The organism is Microbacterium sp. NPDC064978 (assembly GCF_044543605.1).
Taxonomy (GTDB): Bacteria; Actinomycetota; Actinomycetes; order Actinomycetales; family Microbacteriaceae; genus Microbacterium; species Microbacterium meiriae.
The window spans coordinates 535947-555529 of the sequence record NZ_JBITWF010000002.1; the positions used below are offsets into that span (position 1 = coordinate 535947).

At 71.8% G+C, this 19583-nt stretch carries 18 protein-coding genes; 11 read left to right on the forward strand and 7 right to left on the reverse strand.

From position 1 onward, the window contains the following. The first annotated feature begins 49 nt into the window (after nt 1-49). Nucleotides 50-1348: an MFS transporter gene (locus ACIGJI_RS09435; RefSeq protein ID WP_363445223.1), complete on the forward strand. Its 1299-nt coding sequence runs from the start codon at nt 50-52 to the stop codon at nt 1346-1348. Between the two features lie 15 nt (nt 1349-1363). On the opposite strand, the gene ACIGJI_RS09440 is transcribed toward ACIGJI_RS09435, so the two are convergent. Continuing rightward, nucleotides 1364-1582, reverse strand: coding sequence for an SCO4848 family membrane protein (locus ACIGJI_RS09440; RefSeq protein WP_259951727.1), 219 nt, complete (start codon nt 1580-1582; stop codon nt 1364-1366). Nucleotides 1583-1701: 119 nt separating this feature from the next. Between ACIGJI_RS09440 and ACIGJI_RS09445 the strand changes: the two genes are divergently transcribed. The 4 genes from ACIGJI_RS09445 to ACIGJI_RS09460 are packed head-to-tail and all read left to right on the forward strand — an operon-like array spanning nt 1702 to nt 6892. Continuing rightward, entirely contained in the window at nt 1702-2325 is a 624-nt protein-coding gene (locus ACIGJI_RS09445; protein WP_232089144.1) for an RNA polymerase sigma factor, read from the forward strand. Beyond that, nucleotides 2322-2777 (forward strand): hypothetical protein, encoded by a 456-nt coding sequence (locus ACIGJI_RS09450; RefSeq protein ID WP_268777540.1) that lies wholly within the window; start codon nt 2322-2324, stop codon nt 2775-2777. Before ACIGJI_RS09445 ends, ACIGJI_RS09450 begins: the two co-directional genes overlap by 4 nt. Before the next feature lie 50 nt (nt 2778-2827). Then, nucleotides 2828-4399 carry a S8/S53 family peptidase gene (locus ACIGJI_RS09455; protein ID WP_363445226.1) on the forward strand — a complete coding sequence of 524 codons (1572 nt, stop codon included), beginning with the start codon at nt 2828-2830 and terminating at the stop codon, nt 4397-4399. 48 nt (nt 4400-4447) lie between these two features. Continuing rightward, the gene (locus tag ACIGJI_RS09460) at nt 4448-6892 is read left to right on the forward strand and encodes a CHAT domain-containing protein (protein ID WP_363445228.1); all 2445 of its coding nucleotides are present in this window, start codon (nt 4448-4450) and stop codon (nt 6890-6892) included. A 256-nt stretch (nt 6893-7148) separates the two neighbouring features. On the opposite strand, the gene ACIGJI_RS09465 is transcribed toward ACIGJI_RS09460, so the two are convergent. The 5 genes from ACIGJI_RS09465 to ACIGJI_RS09485 are packed head-to-tail and all read right to left on the reverse strand — an operon-like array spanning nt 7149 to nt 11709. Further along, nucleotides 7149-7925: a DeoR/GlpR family DNA-binding transcription regulator gene (locus ACIGJI_RS09465; protein WP_268777543.1), complete on the reverse strand. Its 777-nt coding sequence runs from the start codon at nt 7923-7925 to the stop codon at nt 7149-7151. After that, nucleotides 7922-8854, reverse strand: coding sequence for a class II fructose-bisphosphate aldolase (locus tag ACIGJI_RS09470; protein ID WP_366244257.1), 933 nt, complete (start codon nt 8852-8854; stop codon nt 7922-7924). The genes ACIGJI_RS09465 and ACIGJI_RS09470 overlap by 4 nt, the downstream gene beginning before the upstream one ends. Next, nucleotides 8851-9795, reverse strand: coding sequence for a 1-phosphofructokinase family hexose kinase (locus ACIGJI_RS09475; RefSeq protein WP_363445232.1), 945 nt, complete (start codon nt 9793-9795; stop codon nt 8851-8853). Before ACIGJI_RS09475 ends, ACIGJI_RS09470 begins: the two co-directional genes overlap by 4 nt. Next, on the reverse strand, nt 9792-10784 hold the full coding sequence (locus tag ACIGJI_RS09480; RefSeq protein ID WP_259951720.1) for an ROK family protein: 993 nt from the start codon (nt 10782-10784) through the stop codon (nt 9792-9794). Before ACIGJI_RS09480 ends, ACIGJI_RS09475 begins: the two co-directional genes overlap by 4 nt. A gap of 25 nt (nt 10785-10809) precedes the next feature. Then, nucleotides 10810-11709, reverse strand: coding sequence for an SIS domain-containing protein (locus tag ACIGJI_RS09485; RefSeq protein WP_259951719.1), 900 nt, complete (start codon nt 11707-11709; stop codon nt 10810-10812). 276 nt (nt 11710-11985) lie between these two features. Between ACIGJI_RS09485 and ACIGJI_RS09490 the strand changes: the two genes are divergently transcribed. From ACIGJI_RS09490 to ACIGJI_RS09500, 3 genes are read left to right on the forward strand one after another with little or no spacing between them, the layout of a single operon-like run. Beyond that, nucleotides 11986-13236 (forward strand): extracellular solute-binding protein, encoded by a 1251-nt coding sequence (locus ACIGJI_RS09490; protein WP_363445234.1) that lies wholly within the window; start codon nt 11986-11988, stop codon nt 13234-13236. A 31-nt stretch (nt 13237-13267) separates the two neighbouring features. Next, on the forward strand, nt 13268-14239 hold the full coding sequence (locus ACIGJI_RS09495; RefSeq protein WP_268777549.1) for a carbohydrate ABC transporter permease: 972 nt from the start codon (nt 13268-13270) through the stop codon (nt 14237-14239). Nucleotides 14240-14241: 2 nt separating this feature from the next. Continuing rightward, nucleotides 14242-15168: a carbohydrate ABC transporter permease gene (locus ACIGJI_RS09500; RefSeq protein ID WP_025104200.1), complete on the forward strand. Its 927-nt coding sequence runs from the start codon at nt 14242-14244 to the stop codon at nt 15166-15168. Nucleotides 15169-15318: 150 nt separating this feature from the next. On the opposite strand, the gene ACIGJI_RS09505 is transcribed toward ACIGJI_RS09500, so the two are convergent. After that, complete coding sequence (locus tag ACIGJI_RS09505; protein WP_363445237.1) at nt 15319-16482, reverse strand: ROK family protein; 1164 nt, start codon at nt 16480-16482, stop codon at nt 15319-15321. 122 nt (nt 16483-16604) lie between these two features. Here ACIGJI_RS09505 and ACIGJI_RS09510 point away from each other — a divergent pair, with 122 nt between their 5' ends. From ACIGJI_RS09510 to ACIGJI_RS09520, 3 genes are all read left to right on the forward strand, one after another. After that, the gene (locus ACIGJI_RS09510) at nt 16605-17702 is read left to right on the forward strand and encodes an ROK family protein (protein ID WP_363445239.1); all 1098 of its coding nucleotides are present in this window, start codon (nt 16605-16607) and stop codon (nt 17700-17702) included. A gap of 736 nt (nt 17703-18438) precedes the next feature. After that, complete coding sequence (locus tag ACIGJI_RS09515) at nt 18439-19032, forward strand: short chain dehydrogenase (protein WP_187662870.1); 594 nt, start codon at nt 18439-18441, stop codon at nt 19030-19032. Then, complete coding sequence (locus ACIGJI_RS09520; RefSeq protein WP_187662869.1) at nt 19032-19574, forward strand: GNAT family N-acetyltransferase; 543 nt, start codon at nt 19032-19034, stop codon at nt 19572-19574. The genes ACIGJI_RS09515 and ACIGJI_RS09520 overlap by 1 nt, the downstream gene beginning before the upstream one ends. Nucleotides 19575-19583 lie beyond the last annotated feature (9 nt).

Consider the following 19583-nt stretch of genomic DNA (forward strand, 5'->3'; position numbering starts at 1 on the left):
TTCCGCACGAATAGTTGCGCAATTAGTCTTGCGCAACTATCGTCGAGCCATGACGATGACGCCCACCCCCCACCGCCTGTTGCGGAACACGCGTTACCTCACCTGGCTCGTCAGCGATACGAGCAAAGGCCTGGCGTCTGCCCTGTTCGGATTCGCCGTGCCGCTGCTCGCGCTGATCATCACGAACGACCCCGCGCAGGCCGGCGTCATCGCAGGTGCGGGCATGGTGGCCCGCCTGCTGCTCACGCTGGTCGGCGGCATCCTGGCGGACCGGCACCGGCGCATCGTGCTCATGCTCGTCGGCTCGATCCTGGGGATCGTGCTGGCCGGAGCCTTCACGCTCCTCGCCCTCGGCGGCGCTCTCACCTTCGCCACCCTCCTCGTGATCGACGTGCTGTTGGCCGCACGGAGCGGCCTCTTCGACGTCGCCGGCGAGAGCGCATTGAAGGAGATCGTCCCGGATGACGCGATGGGGCGGGCGCAGGCCGCGAACCAGGGGCGCGACGCTGCCCTCCAGCTCGCAGGAGGGCCGCTGGGCGGGCTGTTGCTCGGCGTGGGCGGCTGGCTGGTCGGCGTCGTCATGACCGCCTGCCACCTCGTCGCGGCCGTGACCGCCGGGTTGCTCGGCCGTCAGACCAGGCGAGCGGGCATCGCCGACACCGGTGCCGAGGAGGACGCGGACCTCGACGCGCCCCCGGCCCGCCCGAACGCCTGGCGGGAGTTCCGGGAGGGATTCGGCTGGCTGCTGTCCCGCCCCGACCTCGGCGGCGTCATGCTCATCATGACGATCATCAACCTCGGCTTCAACGCCGCGATCACCACCGTCGTCTACGCCCTGCAGCAGGCGGGGCACTCCGAACTGCTCATCGGCACGGTCAGCGCGGCGATCGGCGCCGTGATGCTCGTCGGCGCGGTCGTCGCCCCGTTCCTCGTGCCCCGGATCCCGGCGGGGGTGCTGACGATCGGCGGACTCACGGTCGTCGCCCTCTGCGCCGTGGTGCTGTCGTTCGTGTCCGCGCCGTGGGCCGTCGCGGTCGTCCTCGGTGCCTCGGTGCTCCTCCTCCCCGCCCTCAATGCGGGGATGATGGGCTACTTCATGGTGGCCACGCCCTCCCGACTGCTGGGGCGCGCGAACAGCGCCATCGGCGTGCTTGCGATGGGAGCCATGCCGCTCGCCCCCCTCATCGCCGGCTTCGGCCTCGCGTGGGCGGGACGCCAGGGCACCATCCTGATCTGCGCAGCCCTGTGCGTGCTGGCCGCCGCCCTCGCGATCGGGAATCGCGCCCTCCGCAACCTTCCCGTCGAGTCTCGGTGGGCCGCACACGCCGCCCAGTACGAGGCGGACTGAGGCGGAGACAGTGCGCTAGGGCGCGACCGCCAGCACGGTGATCCCCGCCGCCGCGGAGGCTACGGCGAGCACCAGCGCGATCGCGATGAGGATGACGTGCACGCGGAGGAACGGGGTGGCCTTGCCGTTCTCGTCCCTGGCGCGCGGATCGTTCGCGACCCGCTTGTAGAACCGCGGCCAGACGAGCACGTTGAAGCCGGCATTGAGGAACAGCACGACGACGAGAGCGATCACCCCTCCACGCTATCGAGGGTGTCGTCGCCCCACGGATTCGGGCGTCGGAATTCTTGGACCGCGACATGTATCACCGAGCCCTTGCCGTGCTCCTGGTAGGTGTGATCACAATGGGCTTCATGATCGACGGTGCCCCCGGCGCCGCCTTCGATCCGGCATCCGACGACGGGCGCGCACGCTGGGAACGTGCCGCGGACCTGTTCGATGCGTGGCGCGATGGCGACGGCCGCTCGATGGACGACCTGGTGCGGCTGATGACGCCGGTGCTGTGGCACGTCGTGCGCGCCTACGGCCTCGAACGCACCCTCGCGGAAGACGTCGTGCAGACGACCTGGCTCCAGCTCGTGCGCGGCCACGGTGCCATCGCCGACCCGCGGGCCGTCTCCGCGTGGCTCACGACCACCGCCCGCCGCGAGGCCTGGAAGGTCGGCAAGGCGAACGGTCGCGTCGACACCGCGGAATCCGACGACCTGGACGCCCTGCTTCCGGAGCAGGCGTCCGCCGAGGAGCACGCCACGCTGGACGACGAGAACCGACGGCTCTGGGCCGCGGTCCGCCGCCTCGCCGAGCGCTGCCAGCGTCTCCTCCGGGTGATCGCCTTCGAGGACCGCCCCGACTATGCGCGCCTCGCCCGCGACCTGTCCATGCCGGTCGGCAGCATCGGGCCGACCCGCAGCCGCTGCCTCGCGAAGCTCCGCGACCTCCTCGACGCCCCGGCCCGTCGGACGGAGGGACGATCATGAGCGATGAGGACGACGCCCGGCTCTTCGCCCGCCTGCGCAGCCTCTGGGGAGAGGTCGATCCGGTCCCTGCCGGGCTGATCGACCGGATGGTCGCCGCGGTCGCGGCGGACGGGCTCAACCGCGAGTACGCGCTGCTCACCCTCGTGGAAGGCCAGCTCGGCACGGTCCGCGGCGAGACCGACGCCCTCACCCTGCAGTTCAGCGACGGCAGCACGAGCATCCTCCTCCACGTCACGACGACCGCGTCCGGACGACGACGGATCGACGGCTGGGTGGACACCGCCGCTGCGGAGATCGTGTTGCTGCAGGGCGAGCGCGAACGCCGCACGACCCCGGCGGAGACCGGCCGATTCATGTTCGACGAGGTGCCGTCGGGGCTCAGCCGCGTGCGCCTGACCGCGACGGTCGGCGACGAGACCCGCACCCTGGAGACCCCGCAGTTCGAGTTGTGACCCCGCATCGCCGACGCCGTCGCCGTCGATGCCCACGGAGAGGATGACCGATGGAGCAACCCCAGGGATGGACCTGGCAGGACCGCGCGGAGGGATCGATCCGCCGCGGGACCGCCCTCGACCCCAGCACCGAACCGGTGGACGGGATCCGAGCGTTCCCCACCGCGTACCTGCCGGAGCGCCTGCTGATCACGCGCGCCCTCGACGAGCAGGAGGCGTACGACCGCGAGCTGCGCGCCCTGAGGGATGCCGCCGACTCCTTCGGCTGGCGGCTGGAGCTGGAGTCGCCGGAGCGGGAGATCGGGAACGGCGAGCTCGTGCCGGGCGTCGCGGGTTTCCTGCGGGCGCGCTTGACCACGCCGGATGAGCCGACCAGGGGCGAGTCCCCCGTGGCACCCGATGCCTGGCGGGTGCTGCAACGCGCGCGCCGTCTGTCGCGCTCGACGATGCCGCGGACCAGCCTCGAGCACGTGCTCTCGATCGATCCGGTCGGACTCAACCCGTTCACCCGGACGAACCCGTTCACCCGGACCAACCCGTTCACCCGGACGAACCCCGTCCGCGGTGCGGCACCCGGCGGAGGCGGCAGCGACGACTACCTGGAGCCCGGACGCGGGGCGCGGCAGCCGGTCACCTGGCTCGGTCCCGCCCCGGCCCGCGCCGCCGCTCCGAAGCGCGGACGACGGCCGGTCGTAGCGGTCCTCGACACCGGGTGCGGCGAGCACGCCTGGCTGCCGTCCGACATCGTCACCCGGCACGTGGAGCTCGACGGCGTCCCCGTGGGCTTCACGGACGACGCCGACCCGGAGCGCTACCCCGACCTCTACGGGCAGCTCGACGGCGAGATCGACGCGGTGGCCGGGCACGGCACCTTCATCGCGGGCCTCGTGCGTCAGGCCGCTCCGGACGCCGACATCCTGTCGATCCGTGTCGCCGGCGCGCTCGGGGTGGTGGACGAGAGCACGCTCCTCGAGACCGTGGCGCAGGTCGTGGAGCTGCTCCGGCGGCATCGGGAGGATCCGACGACGGGCTTCCCGATCGACGTGCTGAACCTCTCCCTCAGCTACTACCACGAGACCCCGACCGACGGGCTCTTCAGCACGACGCTGTACGAGCTGCTCGCGAAGGCCAGGGAACTCGGCTGCGTGGTCGTCTGCTCGGCCGGCAACGACGCGATCGACCGCCCCTCCTTCCCCGCGTCGCTGTGGCCGTGGCCCGGCGCCGACAACGGGCTGCGGTCCGACCACGGGGCTCCGCACGTCTCCGTCGGCGCCCTGAACCCGTCGGCGCACTCCGTGGCCCTGTTCTCGAACGTCGGCCCGTGGGTGCAGGTGTACGCCCCGGGCGCCGCGGTGGTCAGCACCTCGCCGGCCTTCGTCGGCGGCGCGCAGGCCGCGACCCGCGCAGACGTCGACGGGCTGCCGCGCGAGACGCTCGACCCGGACGACTACCGAGGCGGCTTCGCGGTGTGGAGCGGCACCTCCTTCGCGGCTCCGTACATCGCCGGACGGGTCGCCGCCCAGCTCGGCGCGGTCCCCGCCCAGGGCGTGAAGCCCGCCGTCGCCGCGAAGGCCGTCGCCGCCGTCCTGACGTCGCTGCCGACGCCGCACGAGAGGTCCTGACGCCTCGCACCCTTCCGCACGACCACCCCGGCACGGCATCCTGGACGGATGCCCCTGTCCGCGAGCGCGCTGCACCGACGCGGCGTCGAGGCGGCCAACGCCCGGCAGTTCACCCGCGCCCGGCGGGAGCTGGAGAAAGCCGCCGCCCGCACGGACGACGTCGACCTCCGCGCGCGGATCGACGGCACGACGGCGTATGTGCTCGCGCAGACCGGTGAGCCCGCGGCGGCGGAGGCGCTGTGCCGGGAGGCCCTGGCCAGGGACGGACTGCAGGCCGAGACGGTCGCCCTCCTCGGCGGGCAGCTCGGCGCCCTCCTCATGCACGGCGGACGGATGGAGGAGGCCGAGGCGAGCCTGACCGCCGCGATCGACGCCCTCACCGCTGCCGGTGCCGAGACGCCGGCCCTCGCGAACTGTCTGATGAACCGGTCGGTGGTGCGGATGCAGCGCCATCAGCTGGACACCTGCATGGCCGACCTCCGACGTGCGATCGGGATCTACGAGGCGCACGAGGAACGGGACTCCCTCGCCGAGGCCACGCACAACCTCGGCTATGCCGCGCTGCTCGGCGGGGACCTCGTGTCGGCGCTGCGCCTGATGGCCGCGTCCCGGCCGACGTTCGCGGCCACCAGCGCCCTGGCCACCGCCATCAGCGACCTCGACCGCGCCGAGGTGCTCCGCGACGCGGGCCTGACCACCGAGGCGGAGGCGCTGCTCGGCCGCGTGGCCGTACAGTTCGGTGCGCAGCGGATGCGCCAGGCCCGTGGTGAGGCCGAATTCCACCTCGCCCGTTCGCTCGTCCGGCACGACCCTCGAGCGGCCGAGCGCGCCGCCCGCACCGCCGCCCGACGCTTCACCGCCCTCGGCAGCAGCGGCTGGGCGGCCAGAGCCGCCGCGGTGGAGCTGGAGGCGCGGCAGCGGATCCGGCCCGACCGCCCCCTCGATGCGGACGCGTGGGAACGCGTGGCGCAGGAGCTCGACCGGAGCGGCTTCCGCACCGAGGCCACGGCCCTGCGGCTGAGCGCCCGCCGCGACGGCACCGGCCGCCTCCCCCGCGTCCCCGCCTCGGCCCCGACGCCGCTGCGGCTCCGTGCGCAGGAGGTCCGCGCGGCCCGCGCCGCCGGACGCGGCCGTGACGGGGAGGCGCTGCGCGCCGCGGCCGCCGGGCTCGAACTGATGTCGGCGTGGCAGCGGTCGTTCGGCGCCCTCGACCTGCAGGCCTCCGTCGCCATGCACGCCAGCGACCTCGTGTTCACCGGGCTCGCCGCCGCCGTCCGCCGCCGCGACCCTGCGACGCTCTTCGAGTGGTCCGAGCGCGCCCGGCACCTCAGCCAACAGGTCGCCCCCGTCCGCCCCCCGCACGACGACGCCCTCGCCGCCGACCTCGCAGAACTGCGGATGCTGCGCGCCGACCTCGCGGGGGCGGACTGGACGACCGACCCCACCGTCCGCTCGCTCCGCGACCGGGTGCGGGAGCGGCAGTGGTCCGCCACCGGCTCGGGAGCGACGAGGGAGCGCCGGACGCTCGCCGAGACCTCCGCGCTCCTGCCGTCCGATACGGCGGTGCTGGCCTACGTCTACACCGGCACCGGCCTGCACGGGGTGGTGGTGCGGCCGGACGGCGCGACCGTCGTCGACCTGTCGTGGTCGCGGGTACGGACCGCTCTCGACGGCCTGCGCGCCGACCTCGACATGGCCGCGCTCACGCGGGGCGGCGCGATGGGGCCGGTGACCGCGCGCGCTCTGACGGCACGCCTCGCAGTCCTTGACGACGAGCTGCTCGGGCCGATGCGCGGGGCCGCCGCGGGCGCCGAGCGGTTCGTCGTCACCGTTCCCGGAATCCTCGGCGGGGTGCCGTGGGCCATGCTCCCCGGCATGCACGGCGTGCCGTTCACCCTCGCGACCTCGGTCTCGCGCTGGTTTCACGGCACGACGGCCGCCGCCTCGACCCCGAGCGTGGGCTTCGCGGCGGGACCACGGGTACCGCGGGCGGCGGAAGAGGTCCGGCGCGCGGCGGATTCATGGACGACGCGGGGGGCGACCCGCCTGCTGCAGGGCACCGAGGCGACCGTGACCGCCGCCACGGCACTGGCCGGTTCCGTCGATGTGCTCCACATCGCCGCGCACGGACGCCATGCGGTCGACAATCCTCTGTTCTCCGGCTTCGAGCTCGCCGACGGGGTGCTCTTCGGCTACGACGTCGACCTCATCCCCCGGGTGCCGCGGACCGTGATCCTCTCGGCGTGCGAGCTGGGGCGCTCCTCCGTGCGCTGGGGAGAGGAGGCCCTGGGCATGACGCGGGTCTGGCTGCACGCGGGCGCGGATTCGGTCATCGCGGCCCCGGTCACGGTGCCGGACGACGACGCCTGCGAGCTCCTCACCGCGGTCCACGACGGCCTCTCGACCGGTGCTTCTCCCGCCGACGCCCTGGCGAGCGCCGCGCTGACGACGGGGGTTTCCGCCCCATTCCAGTGTCACGGCAACGGATTCTGACTTTTTTGCCGGACCGAGGTATCAGAATCGCACCCACCCTCTCCTGTTCTTCGGAAGGTGTCGAGCGACAGGCCTCGAAGGGAGAGGCCCGAGGGAGGCGCCGTCGGTTCTGGGGAAACGCCGCTGGGGAGCGGGAAGACGAGACGGACACCATCTGCTCGGGAGGGTCACGGTATGCAGCCGCGACGCTCCCGCAGGGCCTCGGCGATCTGGGGACGCCGAGGCCCTCGGGGTGTCCGCGGGCGGCCGGAGCGCCTCAGGCGAGGAGGACGCTGTACCCCGCGGCGCGCAGCGCATCGACCGCGGCGCCGTCGGCTCCTCGATCCGTGATGACGGTGGCGAAGAGCTCCGGCCCGCCGACCGTGGAGAACGCCTCGACCCCGAGCTTGCTGCCGTCGGTCACGACGACGGCGCGCCGCGCACGCTCCGCCATCATCCGGTTCACCGCCGCCTCGCGCTCGTCCTGCGTGGTCGCCCCGGCTGTCGCGTCCATCCCGTTCACACCGATGAAGGCGAGGTCCAGCCGCACCCCGCGGAGCAGCTGCTCGACGAACGGGCCCACGAGCTCGTACGTGCGCGAGTGGATGACACCGCCCGTGACGACCACCTTGATCTCCGGCCGGGTGGCGAGCTGAGCGGCGATGTTCACGGCGTTCGTGACCACCGTGATCCCGCCCTCCGCTGCCAGGTCCTCGCGGGCGGCGAGCGCGGCCGCGATGGCCGTGGTCGTCGTGCCGCCGGAGAGGCCGACCACCATACCGGGGGTGACGAGCGCCGCCGCGGTCTGTGCGATGCTCTCCTTCTCGTGCGTGCGGAGATGGCTCTTGTAGCGGAGGGGCAGTTCGTAGGCGACGGTCTGGGCAACGGCCCCGCCGTGCGTGCGGGTGAGCAGCCGCTGCTCGGCGAGGGAGTCGAGGTCGCGGCGGGTGGTGGCCGGAGAGGCTCCGAACCGCTCCACCAGCTCCTCCACCGTCACCTCCCCGTCCGCCGCGAGGAGGTCGAGGATCGCGTGCAGTCGGGCCGCGCGCTTCACCGGTCGTCGTTTCGCGTCGAGGTCGCAGCCCTGCCGGGAACCTCTGCGACCGGAGCGGGATTCTGCGACGGCAGCAGGGCGAACAGTCGCAGCATCCGGGCGGCCTCGTCCGCGAGGGCGGCGCGGGCGGGAGCGAGGTACTTGCGGGAGTCGACGAGACGCTCGTCGGCGGCGAGCACCTCGCGGACCGCGCGCGTGAAGAAGCCGTTGAGGTGGGTGGAGACGTTGACCTTCGTCATCCCGGCGCGCACGGCGTCGGCGATCACGGCGTCGGCAGCCCCGGAGGAGCCGTGCAGCACGAGTGGCACGTCGGTCCCGTCGGAGGCGGCACCGCGGAGGGACGCCCGCAGGCGGGCGATGAGGTCGAGGTCGAGGGAGGCGGTGCGGTCGGTCATGGCGTGCGACGACCCCACGGCCACGGCGAGCGCGTCCACCCCGGTCGCGGCGACGAACGCCCGCGCCTCGTCCGGATCGGTGCGCACGCCGGGGGCATGGGCGCCGTCCTTCCCGCCCACCTCGCCGAGCTCGCCCTCCACGTAGACCCCTGCCGCGCGCGCCCGGGCGGCGACCTCGGCGGTCACCGCCACGTTCTCGTCGTAGGGCAGCGCGCCGCCGTCGAACATGACCGAGCCGAAGCCGAGGGCCACCGCCTCCTCGACGAGCTCCGGTCGCTCCGCGTGGTCGAGGTGCACCGCCACCGGGGTCTCCGCGCGTCGTGCCGCGGCGAGCGTCGCGAGGGCGATCGGCTCCAGACCGCCGTGATAGTCGGCGCAGTTCTGCGAGATCTGCAGGATCACGGGGAGCTGTGCGAGTGCGGAGGCCCGCACGAGGCCCTCCGCGGTCTCCAGGTGGATGACGTTGAAGGCACCGATGCCGGTGCCGGCGGTGGCAGCCGCGGAGAGGAGCTCCCGGGCGGAGACGAGGGTCACGAAGGGTCCTTCCGGAAAGAGGCGGGGTCGGGGCGGGACACGCGGAGCTGCTCCTCGAGCGCGCGCCAGCGTGGAGAGATGTCGCCGGCGAGCGGCATGAGCACGGCGGCCGCCGACCACGCGGTCGCGCGGCGGAGGATGACCTCGGGATCACGCTCGCCCTCCGCGGAGAGCACGGCGCAGGCCGCGACCGCGGCGTCTCCCGCACCGGTCGGGTTGCCGGAGAGCGGCTCGTCGAGTCGGGCGTGCAGGAGATCGGTCGCGGTCACCGCGAGCATGCCGTCGGCCCCGAGCGACAGGAGCACGAGCTCGGCGCCCCGGGCCAGCAGCGACCGGGCCCCCTCGACGGGGTCGTCGATGCCGGTGGCCTCGGCGAGCTCCGCGGCATTGGGCTTGAGCACGGTGGCTCCGGCGTCGGCGGCGCGCAGGAGGGCCGGGCCTGAGGTGTCCACGATCACCGGGACCCGGGCGTCGGCGCCCACCGCGACGAGCATCGGCACGAGCGATTCCGGCGCTCCCGGGGGGAGGCTCCCGGAGACGACGAGGACCCCGGCGCCGGGAAGCCGGTCGACGATCTCCGCGAGAAGCCCGCCCCACTCGGCATCGGTGGGGTTCACCCCTCGTTCGTTGACGATCGTGGTGTCGCCCGCGGCCTCGTCGACGAGGGCGATGCTGCGACGGGTGTCGGCCGCGACGGGCACGAGCACATGGGGCAGGCCGCTGGCCGTGAGCTCCGCGGCGAACTCCGCGCCGACCGGACCGCCGGCCGTGGTCAGCGCGAGGACGGACGCCCCCTCGGCGTGCGCGACCCTGGCGACGTTGAGGCCCTTGCCGCCGGCGCGGGACGCCCCGGTGTCCGTGCGGTGCGTCCCGCCTGCGACGAGGCGATCGACCCGCCAGGTGAGGTCCAGGGCCGGGTTCGGGGTGACGGTGAGGATCATGCGAGCTCCCTGGCGCGGAGGGCGGCGCCGATCAGGCCCGCGTTGCCGGACAGCTCGGCGGGGACGAGCGCGGGGAGGCGGTGGAAGCTGAGGCGGGCGGCGAGACGGGTCCGCAGCTCGTCGAAGAGCGCGCCGCCCGCCCGCGACAGTCCGCCGCCGATCACCACGGCCTCGGGGGCGACCACGGCGGTCAGCTGCGCGAGCGACAGGGTGAGTGCGTCCAGCGCCGAGTCCCAGATTTCCGCGGCGACCCGATCCCCGGCGGCCGCGCGGGCGATGACGTCCTTGGCACCGTCCGGGGTCGTCCCCGTGGCCTCCCGGTAGCGGCGCGCGATGGCGCCCGCCGAGGCCACGGCCTCCAGACAGCCACGGGCACCGCACGGGCACACCGGTCCGTCGGCGATCGGGGAGTGACCGATCTCGCCGGCGTAGCCTCCGGCCGTGTAGGGGTGGCCGCCGACGAGCAGGGCCCCCGCGATCCCGGTGCCGATCACGAGGATCACCGCGTCGTCGTAGGCCCGCGCGCCGCCCAGCTCGTGCTCGGCCCAACTCGCGGCGCGCACGTCGTGGTCGAACGCGACGGGGAGGCCGAGACGCTCGGCGGCGAGCGCGCGCAGCGGTGCGTCCCGCCAGCCCATGTTGCTCGCGAACACTCCGATCCCGGCGGCCGCGTCGACGATCCCCGGCACAACGAGCCCGGCGGCGCGCGGCGTCACATCGGGATGCTCATCGCGGAGCTGCGCGGCGAGCACCTGCAGCCGGTCGAGCAGCGCGGGGGTGCGGTCGCCGTCGGCCGTGGGGGTGGGCGTGCGGCGGAGACCGAGCGCCCGCCCGTCCGCATCGAACAGCGCCGACTTGATGTCCGTCCCTCCGACGTCGAAGGCCAGGACGGGCGACCCGGCGCCGAGCGTGCGCACCGCGGCGAGCTTCTCGCCGGCCTCGTCCCTCGCGACGTCGGGGATCGCGTCCGCGGCGTCGTTCGGGGTCATCGCTCGGCTCCGGGGATCGCTGGCGTCATGCATCCAGGATGACGGATCGCGTGAGGTTGCGCGGCTGGTCGGGGTCGAGCCCGCGGGCCACGGCACGGTCGAGGGCTGTCCGGTGCAGGCGCACGAGATCGGCGAGCGGGTCGATCGCGCGGTGCTCGAAACGGGCGCCCGTGGCGCGCACCTCCGCGGCCAGTCCTTCCGGTGCCTCTCCGAACTGCCACGTCACCCGGCCCGGGGCGGCGATGGCGATCGGACCGTGACGGTAGTCCATCGACGGATACGCCTCGGTCCACGACTGTGACGACTCGCGCAGCTTCAGGGCGGCCTCGTGGGCCAGGCCGATCGTCCAGCCCCGACCGAGGAACGTGTACTGCTCGGCATCGCGCAGCTCGATGTCGTCCCCGTCTTCGGCCAGCACGGCCGACGCGTCGGCGATGGCTCCGGAGAGGTCCTCACCCAGCGACGCCCGGAAGAGGGCGAGCGCGGTCGTGGCGAAGCGCGTTTGCACCACCGACTGTTCGTCGGCGAACGGCAGCAGCACGGCATCGTCGACGAGGGAGACGAGCGGGGAGTCGGGGTCGCCGATCACGCCGATCGTGCGGGTGCGCCCCTTGATGCGGTCGACGAGCTCCAGCACCTCGGTGGTGGTGCCGGAGCGGGTGAGGGCGACGACGGCGTCGTAGCCGCGGTCGACGAAGGCCTCGGAGGCCGCGAACGCGTCGGTCTCGCCGTGGCCGGACGACTCGCGCAGCGCGGCGTAGGACTGCGCCATGAACCACGACGTGCCGCAGCCGACGACCGCGACCCGTGCACCCCGGGCCGGCAGCAGAGCCTGCTCGGCGGTGAGTTCGGCGGCGGTGGCCCACATCTCCGGCTGGGAGCGGAGCTCTGCGCGCATGTGTGCGCCGGGCAGCGAAGCGGTCATGAAGAGGCCTTTCGGACGAGATGTTGCGTACTTGTGATTGTTTCGGGCGTTATCCGATCATAGTATTTCGTCCCAGGAGAGCAACATCTTGATTTGTTTGTTTGCCTGACAAATAATCAGGACGAGTTCCCCCGAGCCCCCGCTCGGACGATCACGACCGCTCAGGCGGCGCGATCATCACGCACCGTCGCGTGGAGTGTTCTGCGACTGTGCACCACCCCCCTCTCCGGAGAGCGGATCCCGCCCGCTGGAGCAGCACCCACAGTGAGGAATGCAATGCCCATGAACAAGTCACGGCGATACGGGGCCGCAGCGGTCGCGGCCGTCGCCACGCTGTCGCTCGCATCCTGCGGTTTCGGTGGATCGGGAGGAGACAGCGGCGGCGGCGACGACGCCAGTACGCTCGACCTGCTCGTCCCCAGCTACTCCGACGCCACGAAGGGTCTCTGGGAAGACGTCATCGACGGGTTCACCTCAGACAACCCCGACATCAAGGTCAACCTCGAGGTGCAGTCGTGGGACAACCTCGAGAAGGTCATCTCCACGAAGGTCCAGGCCGGCGAGGCGCCCGACATCTACAACGGCGGCCCCTTCGCGGGCTTCGTCGAGGACGAGCTGCTCTACCCCGTCGAGGAGGTCGTGTCCGACGACGTCTACTCCGACTTCCAGGACTCCTTCCTCGCCAACGCCGAGGTCGACGGCACCGCCTACGCGCTGCCGATGATCGCCTCCGCGCGCGCCCTGTTCGTCAACAACGACCTCCTCTCCCAGGCGGGCGTCGAGGCGCCGACCGACTGGGACTCCCTGCTCGACGCGGCGACCAAGGTGTCCGGGCTCGGCGGTGGTGTCGCGGGCTACGGCATGCCGCTCGGCTCGGAGGAGGCACAGGCCGAGGCCGCCGTGTGGCTCTGGGGCGGCGGGGGATCCTTCGGCGACGCGTCGGAGATCACCATCGACACCCCGGAGAACCTGGTCGGCGCCGAGCAGATCAAGAAGATGATCGACGCCGGAGCGACCCAGGCCGACCCCGGCTCCACGCAGCGCTCCCCGCTGATGGACATCTTCATCCAGGGCAAGATCGGCATGCAGGTCGGCCTGCCGCCGACGGTCGGTCAGATCGCCGAGAACAACCCGGAGCTCGACTACTCCATCGTCCCGATCCCGACGAAGGACGGCTCGCCGTTCACCCTCGGCGTCATGGACCAGCTGATGGCGTTCGAGAACGACGGCGACAAGCAGGAGGCGATCACGAAGTTCCTCGACCACTTCTACTCGCCTGAGGTCTACGTGCCGTGGGTGCAGGCGGAGGGCTTCCTCCCCGTCACGAAGTCCGGCGCCGAGGAGCTGTCCGGCGAGGAGGCCCTCAAGCCGTTCCTCGACGTGCTGCCCGACGCGCAGTTCTACCCGTCGACCAACCCGAAGTGGTCGGCCGCGGACGGCGCCTTCAAGTCGCTGTTCGGACAGATCCAGGACCAGCCGGCGGCCGATGTGCTGAAGCAGATCCAGGACCAGGTGGACGCGGGCTGACCCGCGGAACGGAGAGGTTCGGGAATCCCCCATGAGCCAGACGACAGAATCCTCGAACCTCGCGGGGGCGGCCACCGGCCGCCCCCGCACCCCGGACGTCGGGACGGCCGTGCGCGGTCGCCCCGGCGGGCGGGACCTCCTCCAGGCGCTGCCCTGGATCGCTCCCGCGCTGGTGCTCATCATCGGCGTGGTGCTGTTCCCCGCCGGCGTCATGTTCTTCAACTCCACGCGGGACATCTCGCTCTCGGGTCTGGACAAGGGCTCGGTCGGCTTCGACAACTTCGTGACCGTCTTCACGTTCCCGGAGTTCTGGCCGATCTTCGTCCGCACGATCGTCTGGGTCGTGTCGGTGGTGCTGTTCACGGTCGTCATCTCGCTCGGCCTCGCGCAGATCCTCAACAAGGCGTTCCCGGGTCGCCAGCTCGTGCGGATGGCGGTCATCGTGCCGTGGGCCGCGTCGGTGGTGATGACCACGATGGTCTTCTACTACAGCCTCGAACCGTACTTCGGGGTGTTCAACAAGTTCCTCTACGACATCGGGCTCTCCGACGACGCGGTGGGCTACGGCTGGACGAAGAACCCGACGACGGCGTTCGTCTGGTCCATCGTCATCGCGGTGTTCGTGTCGCTGCCCTTCACGACCTACACGATCCTCGCGGGGCTTCAGGCGGTCCCCGCCGACGCGATCGAGGCCGCGAAGATGGACGGCGCCGGCGCCGCCCGCACCTATTGGTCGATCATCCTGCCGCAGCTGCGCAGCGCCCTCGCCGTGGCGATCCTCATCAACATCATCAACGTCTTCAACTCGCTGCCGATCCTCAAGGTGATGACCGGGTCCATCCCGGGCTACGGCGCCGACACGATCATGACCCTGATCTTCAAGTACATCGAGCTGCAGAAGAAGGTCGACGTCGCGAGCGCGCTGTCGGTCGTGGCCTTCCTCATCGTGATCGCGATCGTCGCGGCTTACGTCAAGATCGTCAAGCCCATGAAGGAGGTCTGATCATGACCGTGACCGAGACCGCCCTCGTGACCACCGCCGACTCCCGCGGACGACGCACCCCGCCGATCCCCGGCCGTCGGCGCCGCTACACCGCCGACCAGGTGACTCTGCCCCGGGTGATCCTGCGCACCGCCGCCGGGTTCCTCGTGCTCGCGATCTTCGTGCTGCCGTACCTCATCATGTTCTTCGGTTCGGTGAAGACGAAGGCGCAGATCCGCTCGGTCGACCCGACCTACCTCCCGGTGGAGTGGCACTGGGAGAACTACCTCACGATGTGGTCGACGCCCGAGACGCCACTGCCGTACAACCTCGTCTCGACCATCGTCATCTCCGTGTTCGCGACCCTCCTCGTGCTGCTCGTGTCGCTCCCCGCGGCCTACTACACGGCCCGGTTCCGGTTCCCCGGGCGCATGGTGTTCCTGTTCCTCGTGATCGTGACGCAGATGCTGCAGCCGGCCGTGCTCACCTCGGGCCTGTTCCGGCAGTTCACCGTCCTCGGCCTCGGCGACACCTGGACCGCGATGATCTTCATCAACGCTGCCTTCAACCTCTCGTTCGCGGTGTGGATCATGCACTCGTTCTTCGCCGGCATCCCGAAGGAGGTCGACGAGGCCGCGCAGATCGACGGCGCCGGGCGCCTCACGGTCCTGTTCCGGATCAACCTCCCGCTCGTCTGGCCGGGCATCGTCACCGCGATCGTGTTCACGTTCGTGGCCTGCTGGAACGAGTTCGCCGCCTCGCTGGTGATCCTGTCCACCGACAAGAACCAGCCGCTGTCGGTCGCGCTCACGAAGTTCGTCGGTCAGTACGAGACGAGCTGGCAGTACGTCTTCGGCGTCTCGATCGTCGCGATCCTGCCCGTCATCATCCTGTTCATGCTCATCGAGAAGCGTCTCGTCGGCGGCCTCACCGCCGGCAGCGTGAAGTAACCCACCCGGCTTCCGGTCCACCCCCCGGGTTCCCGTCCGGCACACCTGCACGACCGCGGCGCGCGTGCAGGGGTTCCGGACGGATCCGGTCGTGCGAACGTACCCGGGTCGTGCAGCCGGAACATCCGCCGGCAGAGGTCAGGGGCGGGGTCAGGGGCGGGGGCCGCCGGCGCGGAGCTGCTCGGGGCTCCATCGCACGCCGAGGACCGCGGTGAGGGCGGCCTGCGCGGCCCCGGCGGAAGGAGCGACGCGGGGATCGGCGTAGCGGATCGGCACGTCGGCGGTGCCGCGGGCGGGATAGCCGCTCTCGGCGCGGACACGCTCCAGGAACCGAGGACCGAGCTCCGTCGCGGGACCGCCGATGACGACCTCGATCGGATCGAGCAGCGCCCCGATGAGCTTGATGGCACGGGCCAGGGCCCGCGCGCCGTCGTCGATCAGCGTCTGATCCGCACGGGAGACGAGGGTGCGGACGGCCGGCACGTCCAGCGCGTCCGAGAACTCCTCCCCCAGCATCGGTCCCATCGCGGCCGCCGACTCCAGACAGCCGCGGCGTCCGCAGCGGCACGGACGCGCGGCCTCGCCGAACACCACCTGCACATGCCCGATCTCCCCCGCACGGTCGCGAGGCCCCGGCGCGAGCTCTCCGTCGAGGGTGACCGCGGCGCCGATGCCGCCGCCGCTGTGGATGAACAGCCGGTATCCCGACGGGGCGGCGTCGAGACCGGCCTCCGCGATGGCCTCGGCGTCCACGTCGTTGACGAGGAGGACCGGGACGCCCGCAATGGTCTCGAAGCGCTCGGCCAGCGGCACCTCGTGCCACTCCAGCTGCACGCTCTCCAGCACCGTGCGCCCGTCGGTCGTCCCCGGGACCTGCACGCCGATCGCGAGCAGCCGCGCGCCGTAGGCGGCCACCACCTCGGCGACGGTCTCGTCCAGCACCCGGTCGCGGGTCTGCGTCGTGTAGGAGACGCTGCGGCGGGCGACCTCGGAGCCGTCGAGGGCGACGAGCGCCAGGTACGCACTGGTCGGCTGCACGACGAGCACGAGGATCAGATGATGCTCCGCGTCGATGCTGAGCGTGGTCGCGCGTTTGCCCCCCGTGCTCACCGCCTGCTCGCCCTCCGCGATGAGCCGGTGCTCGATGAGTTCCGCGACGAGGGACGACGCGGTCGCCGCTGTGAGGCCGGTCGCCCGCGCGATACCGGCGCGCGTCTGCGAACCGGACGCCTGGAAGACGAGTTGGAGCGCCCGCCGCAGGTTCGCTCGCCGAACCGCCGCCTGGGTGTCCAGCGCGTCGTCGTGGGTGAACATCTGCGAGTTCCTTCTCGGGGCCGAGGTCCGTCGATTGACAGCGCGCGTACCGCTCCGTACGCTCGGTCCGTTAGTTTATTCATTGAACTTAGTCAGCCCGAGCGTCGATCGGGAGGAGCATCATGCGCTACCCCCAGATCCTAGAGCGCGCCGCCGATCGGACACGAGACGCGCAGACGTCGTCCAACGGCCACGCTCGCGGCATCCGGGAACGCAACCGCGCCCTCGTCCTGCGCACGCTCATGGAGCAGTCGGCTCTCAGCCGCGCGGATCTCTCCCGGCTCACCGGCCTCGCCCGCCCCACCGTGTCGGACGTCGTGCGCGATCTGCTCGCCGACGGCGTGATCCGGGAGAGCGGACCCAGTCAGGAGTCCCGGCCGGGAAAGCCCGCCGTGATGATCGAGTTCGACCAGCGCGCCGTGCAGGTCATCGCGCTCGACCTCTCCGTGCCCGGTGAGGTCATCGGGGCGCTGGCCTCGCCCGACGGGCGCCTCTCGCACCGCCTCCACCGGCCGCGCATCCCGGACCCCGCGGAAGCCGTCGCCGGTCTCGTCGCGGAGCTGCGGAGCCTCGCCGACGGTCCCGCGCTCGGCATCGGCATCGGTGTGCCCACCGGCTCCTCCGCGCTGCTCGGTCTCGGGCCACGACTCGCGGAGATCCTCGACGCCCCCGTGCACCTCTTCGACGACGCCGATCTCGTGGCCGATGCCGAGCAGCGGTTCGGCTCCGTCGGCACCGACTTCCTCCTCGTCCGCCTCGGCACCCGCATCGGCACCGCGATCCGCGTGGTCGGCGACGACGGCGCCCCGGTCGAACGATCCATCGGTGCCCGCGAGCTCGCGCACGTCGGTGCTGGCGGCGACCCCGGCGAGGCCTGTCTGTGCGGCCGCGAGGGCTGCGTCCACGCGTGGGCCGCGGCTCCCGCCATCGCCCGGCGCCTGGACGCCTCGGGAGCGGACCGCCCGCAGGTGCTCGCCGCCGCGGGTGCGCGGCTCGGCACGTCGCTCTCGGTCATCGCCGCCGCCGTCGACCTGCCGACGATCGTGCTGAGCGGTCCCGACGAGATCGTCGGAGCCGCACTGGTCGACGCGACGGCCACCGCGGTCCGAGCCGCCTCGCACCCCTCTCTCGGGCCCACCGTGGTGCCGAGCGCGGTCGACGATGCCGTCCTGCTCGGCGCGGCGACCCGCGTGGTGGCCGCCGAGTTCAGCCCGCGCTGACCCTCTCCCCAGGGCGTGGTCAGAACCTGGTGGCAAGCAGCGATAGCGCAATCGTCGCGCACAGCACTGCGCCGGAGCTCGCGATCGCTGCCAGGAGCTTTCGTTTCACGCCGTGAGTCACGACCGCTAGGACAGCACTAGTGACGCTTAGTGCGATTCCGATGGGGAGGGCGAGAACCGCTGAGATCAACGTGAGGATTCCGCCGGCGGCGATCGCAAGGAAGATGACCCCTTCTCGCCTGCTCCGGTCGATGGTCGCTTCATGAGACATGAACGGTCCCCCTTCTAGTAGATGGAGCAGACTACGCTTTGCGACTTGCTGCCGCCCCCGCCACCGTTCAGACGGAGGCAGGGTTGCATCGTCTGAATGTCCCAGCCGCCCGTACCAAAGATCATTTTCCGCTGCGCCCAGATGCGCGCTTGTCCGCTCACAACTCCGGCCCCCTTGCCGATCTGCCCAGCATCACGCCACCCGATCGTTCCGATCGTTGTCCACGACCGCGAGAACGAGGCCGACGTCATATGTTCCCCTTGCTTCGGAGGTCGAACATATATTCATACCGATCGAGAAATATGGCAGCATCCTCGTCGCGGGTCAGGGGCATGGTGCTTGAGGACGGTGGCCATCCGTTCCGTCCGTGAGCATCCGCTCCCTCCCGCCCGGCCAAGGATGGGAGACTCGATCCCGCGGGGCGGCCGGTCCGTCGCCTCGATCCGTCCTGGGAGAGGAATCCGCATGAAGGCACTCGTGATCGGCGCGACCGGCAGCATCGGCGGGGTCGTCGCCGCCACCCTCGACGTCCGCGGACACGAGGTCGTGCGGGCGTCCCGCTCCGGCGAGCAGAGCGTGGACGTGACCGATCCCGCCTCCATCCGCAGCCTCTTCGAGCGGGTCGGCCCGGTCGATGCCGTCGTGGTCGCCGTGGGTTCCGTGCCCTTCAAGCCGCTCACCGATCTCGACCGCGACGACTACCTGTCCGCCTTCACCGGGAAGACCCTCGCGCAGCTCGACGTCGTGCGGATCGCCCTCGACCACGTGACCGACGGCGGCTCGATCACCCTCACCAGCGGCGTGCTCGCGCGAGAGCCGATCGCGTCGGGAGCGGCGGCGGCGATGGCCAACGGCGCCCTGGAGTCGTTCGTGATCACGGCGGCAGCCGAGGCCCCGCGGGGGATCCGCATCAACGCGGTCTCCCCCGACGTGCTGGCGAACTCCCCCGGGTACTTCTCGACCTTCCCCGGCCACCGCCCGGTCACCGACGACGAGGTCGGCCAGGCGTACGTGCGCGCGGTCGAGGGCATCGTCACGGGGCGGGTGCTCACCGTCTGATGGCGCTCTCTCTCACTCCCGTCCCCGCGCTGTCCACCGAGCGACTGGACCTCGTGCCGCTCGGACCCGAGCATCTCGACGGCACCTGGGCGGCGCTGCAGGAGCCCGAGGTGCTGCGGTTGACCGGCACCCACGCGCGCTTCACGCGCGAGGGCGTGGAGACCTGGCTCCGGTCGCTCGCCGACCGGGAGGACCGGGCGGATTGGGCGATCCTCCGTCGCGACGACGGCGCGCACATCGGCGAGGTGGTCCTCAGCGACCTGGACGAGGAGAACCTCTCCGCAGGGTTCCGCATCGCGCTCGCGGGTCCGCGGTGGTTCGGCGCCGGATACGGGACGGAGGCCACGCGCGCGGTGCTCCGTCACGCCTTCGACGCGGTGGGGCTGCATCGTGTGGAGCTCGAGGTGTACGCCTTCAACCCGCGGGCGCAGCGCGCCTACGAAAAGGCCGGGTTCGTCGTCGAAGGCCGGCGCCGGGAGGCGCTGCGCTGGGACGGCGAATGGGTCGACGCGATCGTCATGGGCATGCTCGCGGACGGGTGACTGCCGCCG